6 protein-coding genes are annotated in these 6,201 nt (G+C 70.7%); 1 reads left to right on the top strand and 5 read right to left on the bottom strand.

All coding sequences use genetic code 11. The annotated features are described in order from the left end of the window. Positions 1–59: 59 nt before the first annotated feature. The 4 genes from AB0395_RS36330 to AB0395_RS36315 all read right to left on the bottom strand — a co-directional run bounded on the left by AB0395_RS36330 (position 60) and on the right by AB0395_RS36315 (position 3,543). The gene (locus tag AB0395_RS36330) at positions 60–257 is read right to left on the bottom strand and encodes a hypothetical protein (protein WP_366288879.1); all 198 of its coding nucleotides are present in this window, start codon (positions 255–257) and stop codon (positions 60–62) included. A 221-nt stretch (positions 258–478) separates the two neighbouring features. Beyond that, positions 479–805, bottom strand: a complete 327-nt coding sequence (locus tag AB0395_RS36325) for an STAS domain-containing protein (protein WP_366288877.1) — start codon at positions 803–805, stop codon at positions 479–481. 6 nt (positions 806–811) lie between these two features. Beyond that, complete coding sequence (locus AB0395_RS36320; protein WP_366288875.1) at positions 812–1,870, bottom strand: cobalamin-dependent protein; 1,059 nt, start codon at positions 1,868–1,870, stop codon at positions 812–814. Next, positions 1,867–3,543, bottom strand: a complete 1,677-nt coding sequence (locus AB0395_RS36315) for a SpoIIE family protein phosphatase (RefSeq protein WP_366288872.1) — start codon at positions 3,541–3,543, stop codon at positions 1,867–1,869. The genes AB0395_RS36320 and AB0395_RS36315 overlap by 4 nt, the downstream gene beginning before the upstream one ends. 356 nt (positions 3,544–3,899) lie before the next feature. On the opposite strand from AB0395_RS36315, the gene AB0395_RS36310 reads away from it, so the two are divergent. After that, positions 3,900–5,105: an Ig-like domain-containing protein gene (locus AB0395_RS36310; RefSeq protein ID WP_366288870.1), complete on the top strand. Its 1,206-nt coding sequence runs from the start codon at positions 3,900–3,902 to the stop codon at positions 5,103–5,105. Positions 5,106–5,225: 120 nt separating this feature from the next. On the opposite strand, the gene AB0395_RS36305 is transcribed toward AB0395_RS36310, so the two are convergent. Then, positions 5,226–6,188, bottom strand: a complete 963-nt coding sequence (locus AB0395_RS36305) for a radical SAM protein (RefSeq protein WP_366288868.1) — start codon at positions 6,186–6,188, stop codon at positions 5,226–5,228. Positions 6,189–6,201: the final 13 nt, after the last annotated feature.

Raw genomic sequence — 6,201 nt, 5'->3', positions numbered from 1 at the left:
GCCCGCTCCGGCAAGCAGGCCGGAGCGGGCAGCGGTCCGGGATCTCGTCACCGGCTTGGTCATTGTCCTTGGGCGGTCACGCGCACGCCGCGCGCGAACGCCTGAAGCGCCTGCTTCCGGATTCGGTCAAGTCCTTCTCCGAGCCGCCGCCTGCCGTACGAGCTCTGCCGTACCCCCGCCTTGACCTCCTGGCGGAGCCGAGAGGGCAGTACGGCGAACGGCGAGGCGGTTTCTTCGGCGAATGTGGAGATGCGCATGGGGGAGTGCGTCCTTCGCTGTCGACAACGAGCAAGGAGCGGCCCCGGGGAGCCGCCGGGCCGTCACCGGATGCTTCGAGACCCGCCGGTGAGTTGCCCTGGGCTCGTTATAGCCGACGCCGGTTGTTCAAAGGTGCGGTGCGTCGTTTAACAATCAACCTTCGGACAACCGGGGAGCCGAAACGGCCGCGCCACAGACGTGGATCGGCCCTCGGCACCGCCTATCCGGGCAGATCGAACACCTGGTCCAGGGCGGTGACCCGGAACAGGTGGCGCAGGTAGGAGGTCAGGGCGACGATGCGCATGACGGCGCCGTGCTCGTGAGCGGCGTTGTAGACGTTGATCAGCGCCGCCACCCCGGAGGAGTCGACGAAGTTCAGGCCGGACAGGTCCAGATGCAGGTGGCGCACGTCCCCGGGGAACAGGCCCTGCGCCTGGGTAAAGAGCTCGGCGGCCGTGTCGTAGTCCAGATCACCGGTGAGCACCAGCAGCACGGTGTCCGAAGCGGTGTTCCGCGCCTCGGTACGGAACGGGGTCTTTTCCAGCATCTATTGTCAGATCTCCAACTCGGCACCGGCTGTGTGCGCCGCCTCGATCGCCTGGAGTAGCAGGTGACGGGCACGGGGGAAGTCTCGCAGCTCACCGTGGAAAACCCGTAATCCCGCCTCGACCGCCCTGACCGGCACCCCGCGCGCCAGCAGCACGCCGGTGGTCCAGGAGATGAAGTCGGTGAACAGCCGGGCATCGTCGACGTACAGCGCCGCACCCAGAAAGTCGAGGATGTGCCCAAGGTCTTCGGCGGTGGACTCCAACTGCCGGGCGGTGTAGGCCGCCATCGGCGGATAGGCGGCGGCGAGGGTGGTCATCGCGCCGGTGAGCAGGGCGCCGCGGCGGCACGTCAGCTGGGTGTACTCCTCATCCGACAGGTGGGCCAGCGGGTCCCGAGGGACGGGAAAGGCCGGCAGCCCTCCAGCGGCCAGGTGATCGGCGGCCACGTCCGCGGTGGGGGCCCACCCGTCGGCGCCCAGCAGCCCGGCGAAGCGACCATCGGCCCCGAAACCAGAGCCACCGGCCAGGACCGGCACCCCGACGGCCTGGCAGGCGGTGAGCGTGGCGTGCGCGCGGGGCAGGCGAGTCGGCAGCGCGCAGCCCAGCGCGACCGCGTCCGGACCGGTCTGGTGCAGGTGGGTGATCAGGTGGGGGCCGGGCACGCTGGCGCCCAGAAAGTCGACCCGCCAGCCGCGCAGGCGCAGCACCTCGGCCACCAGCCGGGTGGGCAGCGCGTGGTACTCGCCGTCGGTGCAGGCGACCGTGATCCTGCCCAGGACAGGCTCGGGCCTGACCCTGGCCACGATCGCGGCGACGGCGCGTTCACTGATGGCCGTGGCACCGTGCTCACGGGCCACCGACCACCGGTTGGCCGCCCACAGCTCGCCGATGCGCCGCTGGGCGGGCGCGATGAGCTCCAGCAGCAGGCTTTCCGCGGGCACGCCGTCATCGAGCAGGCCGAGGACCAGGTCGACGGCACCGAACTCGTCGGTCTCGCCGATGCGCTCGAGGTAGCGTTCCCCGGCGGAGAGCAGGCCTCCGGCGGCCAGGGTGAGACGGCTCATCCCACCGGCCCCGCCGCCTGTACGGCCAGCAGCGCCCGATCGTCCTGGGTCGTGCCCGCCAGCCAGTCGGTGCTGATCTGCTCCAGCCGCTCGACCACGGCGGAGACCGGCATGCCCGCGCACGTCGACAGGGCGTTCTTCAGCCGCTGCAGGCCGTACATCTCCCTGCCGCTGGGGCCGCCGAACGCCTCGGTGATGCCGTCGCTGTAGAACAGGCACACCTCGCCCGGCGCCAAGTCGACGACGGCGGGAGTCAGGACGGTGTCCTTCAACGCCCCCAGCAGCGAGCCGCGGGCACCGGCCTCCTGCACGGTGCCGTCGCCACGCAGAATCAGCGGCGCGGGATGACCGGCGACGGCCAGATTCATGCGCACGTGACCGTCCTGGCCGGTCCGCAGCGCGCCCAGCACGAGGGTGACGTAGGAACGGGGAGAGGGACAGGCCAGCAGGGAGCGGTTCAGCAGCGGCACGAGCCGCTCGGGGCTGCTCTCCAGCAGCAGCAGCGTGCGCAGCGACTGGCGGACCTGCCCGGCCAGTACGGCGGCGCGGGCGCCCTTGCCGCAGACGTCGCCCAGGACGACCAGCGGCTCGCCCGGCGTGCCGGGGGAGGGCAGGCAAAGATCGTAGAAGTCGCCGCCGATCAGCCCCGTCTGCTGGGCGGCGCGCAACGAGCCCGCCAGCCGCACCCCGGCCAGGGCGGGCAGTTCGGGCGGCAGCAGGCCCCCGGTCAGGATCGCGTTGGTCTCGCTCTGCTCCTGGTACAGGGTTGCGGCGGAAATCGCCGTGCCCGCCCTGGCCGCGAACATCCGCACCAGGGTTTCGGTCTCCTCGTCGAAAGGCGCGCCGTCCTCATGGCGGGCCAGCACCAGCGCTCCTGCGGGCACCCCGTTGCCGGGCAGCGGCGTCACCAGCAGGTGCCCCGCCTGGCCGAACCCTTCGGGCAACAGCCACCCGGGCACCTGGGCGGGATCCAGCCACCGGCTGGGCGCCGGCGGGAAGCCCGCGAGGGCCTCGGCCAGGCCGGGCACCTGGGCGGCGGCGGCCGCGCTGACCGTGCCCTCCTCCAGAGCCCTGCGCCGGGCGGTGGCGCGCAGCCAGCTCGTCTGGCGCAGCCCCGCGAGCGGCAGCACGACCATCGCGGCGTCGGCCAGGAAGGGAACGGCGAGCTCGACCGCGGCGCGGGCGCAGCGGCGGGTGTTGAGCGAGGCCGAAAGGCGTGGCCCGGCCTCCATCAGGAACCGGGTGCGCCTTCGCTCGGCCAGCAGCGCGTCGGTCCTGGCGGACTCGTCGGTGACGTCGCGCAAATACCAGGCGCGGTGGGAGAGGCCGAAAGACTCGCGGCGCACCCGCAGCCGCTGGGCCCCGTGGCCGCTCTCCCGGCTCTCACCCTCGGGATGGCCGAGGTCGAAGAGCGCCCCGGCTCCGCCGGAGCCGACCGGGCGGCCGGGGACGACCTCGGGGACCAGGCGGGCCGCGGCGGCGTTGAGCATCACCACGACGTCGTCGGGACCGCACAGCACCATGCCTTCGCCGGAGGCCTCGACGATGGCGCGCAGGAGTTCCCGGCCGGGCTCCCGCCCGCCTGACTCCCGGTCCGGTGCCCGGGTGGTTTCCTCGAGGTGGTCACCTCCGAGGCGGGTGGTCTCGTCGGCGGGTTGTGCTGCGATCATCATCCACCCCCTCCGTTTCAAGCCCTCCAGCCGAGCCTATCTTTCTGCGTGTGGCACGGCGATCCCGCCGGAGCAGGGCCGTAGGGCGGCAGGCGGTCTCGCGCCCTGCATGCCCGGGCCGGGACCTTTGACGCCTCACGCGCCGGGAAAGACACCGCTTTTCCCGTGCGCCCCGCCCCCGCACTGTCCGCCGCTGTCCGCGCCGTCTGCCGGTTTCCCCGCTCGCGGTGGCGAAAAAACCAGCAGGCAGCCACCAGAAGTGATCTAAATGTGACTCAAGTCTCACGAACCGTGCGCAGTCCTTATGCATCACCTATTAAAGTTTTTAGACGCACTTTGTGGTTGTGGGGGAGAAAGCTGTGCTGAACGTGGAACGTCGTGGTCTCAAGACACCACTGGCCGGGCTGGCCCTGGCCGCCGCCATGCTGGCCACCTCCTGCTCCAGCGGGACACCCTCAACGGAACCCCTGGCAGGCGGCGCGGACTCCAGCAGCTCGGGCCCCTCCGCCGCCCCCGCGACACCGACGATCAAAATCAGCCCCGCGGAGGGCGGCGCAGCCGTACGCCCGGACAAGAAAGTCGTCGTCACCGCCGCGGGCGGCGCCCTCGAAGAGGTCACCGTGGAAAGCGGCGGCCAGCAGCTGGAAGGCGACTTCGACGCCCGCCGCACCAAGTGGGTCTCCACGGTGCCGATGAAGCCCTCCAGCACGTACACCGTCTCGGTCCGCGCCGTGGACGGCACCACCGCCAGCAGCACCTTCACCACACTCAAGCCGAAGCTCGAGCTCGCGGTCGCAGACGTCACCCCGTCGATCAAGGGGGAGAAGGTCGGCGTGGGGGCGCCGATCATCGTCACCTTCAACCAGCAGGTCGCCAACAAGGCCGGGGTGGAGAAGGCCTTGGAGGTCCAGGCCGAAAAACCGGTCCCCGGAGCCTGGCGATGGATCAACGACAGCACCGTGATCTACCGCACCGCCAAACTCTGGCCCGCCCACCAGAAGGTGACCTTCACCGCCCGCATCAAGGGCGTGCAGGGCGGCAAGGACATGTACGGCGTCAAGGACCTGACCAAGGTCATCCGCATCGGCGCCGCCCAGATCGCCACCGTCGACACCCGCAAGCACAAAATGATCGTCAAGCGCGACGGCAAGATCGTGCAGACCATGCTGATCAGCGCGGGCAAGGCCGACACCCGCGAATACACCACCACCAGCGGCATCCACCTGGCCATGGGCAAGGCCAACCCCGAGCGGATGATCTCCCCAGGCCGCAAGAAGGGCGACCCCGGCTACTACGACCTGATGATCGGCCACGCCGTGCGCTTCTCCAACAGCGGCGAGTACGTCCACGCCCTCAACAACGTCTGGGCCCAGGGCCGCCAGAACGTCAGCCACGGCTGCGTCAACGCCCGCCCCGACCAGGCCAAGTGGTTCTACGACCAGGTCCAGCGCGGCGACGTGATCACCATCACCGGCACCACCAGGGAACTGGAGTGGAACAACGGCTGGGGCTTCTGGCAGATGCCGTTCAAGCAGTGGAAGAAGGGCAGCGCCATCAAGGCGTGAGCCCGCGGCGCGGGAACGTTCCCCCCCGGCCCCTCCAGGACACAACCCCTGCCCCGGGATTGCCCCTGGCCGGGGAAACAAAGCTCAGAGCCCACCGACCGGCATCCCCGGCTCCAGCCGTCACAGCAGCGTCAGCTGAGGAGGGGCGGGCAACGCCAGTGGCAGGGGCTGCTCCGGCCGGGTCGGGCCCATGCCGTACCGGGCGGCCAGCTGCAGAACCTGCCCCGTGACACCCCGCACATAACCGGGATCGGCGTCGGGCCCCCTGCCGTACAGCTCGCCATACCGCGCGGCCAGCGCGGGATGGTGCTCATCCACCCACGCCAGATACCACTCCCGCGCACCGGGCGGCAGCCGCAGCACCTGCGGGGCGAGACTGACGGCCCCCGCCGCGGCGACACGCCGCACGGTCGCGGCGAGCTGGTCGGGGGAGTCGGTGAGCAACGGCAGGATGGGAGCCATCGCCACCCCGCTGGGCACACCACGCTCGTTCAGCTCGGCCACCAACTCCAGCCGCTTCTGCGCACTCGGCGCGCCCGGCTCCACGCTCCGGCGAATCCGATCGTCGACAAACGCGATCGAAACCACCACGCCCGCACCGGGAGCCGCCGCCAGCAACTCCACATCGCGCAGGATCAGCGTGCTCTTGGTGTACACGGTGAAAGGCGCCCCCGCCTCACGCAACGCCGCCACGACACCGGGCATCAGCCGATAGACCTCCTCGGCCCCCTGGTAGCAGTCACCCGCGACCCCGACGGTGACATGCTCACCGTCCCACCGGGAGGCCAGATCGGCACGCAGCCGCTGCACGATGTTGGTGCGCACCACGATCCGGGAGTCGAAGTCGGTGCCGGAGTCCAGCCCGAGGTAACGGTGGCTTCGCCGCACCGAGCAGTAGCGGCATCCCTCGGCACACCCACGGTAAGGACTGACCGACCAGCCCTCGGCGGTGCGCTCAAGCGCGGCACGCGCCTGCACCTCGTAGCAGGTCAGCGCACCGTGAACCCGGATCACCGCAGTGCGCTCGATCCTGGGCCTGGCCTCGGTGGGCTCGGCGAGCAGGGCGGGCGCCTCCCATCGCATGCCGATCAGTGGA

It is taken from the genome of Streptosporangium sp. NPDC051023, from assembly GCF_040689595.1.
In the GTDB taxonomy this organism is placed as follows: Bacteria; Actinomycetota; Actinomycetes; order Streptosporangiales; family Streptosporangiaceae; genus Streptosporangium.
The sequence above is the reverse complement of the archived record's forward strand: the minus strand, read 5'-3'. Positions and strand labels throughout refer to the sequence as shown.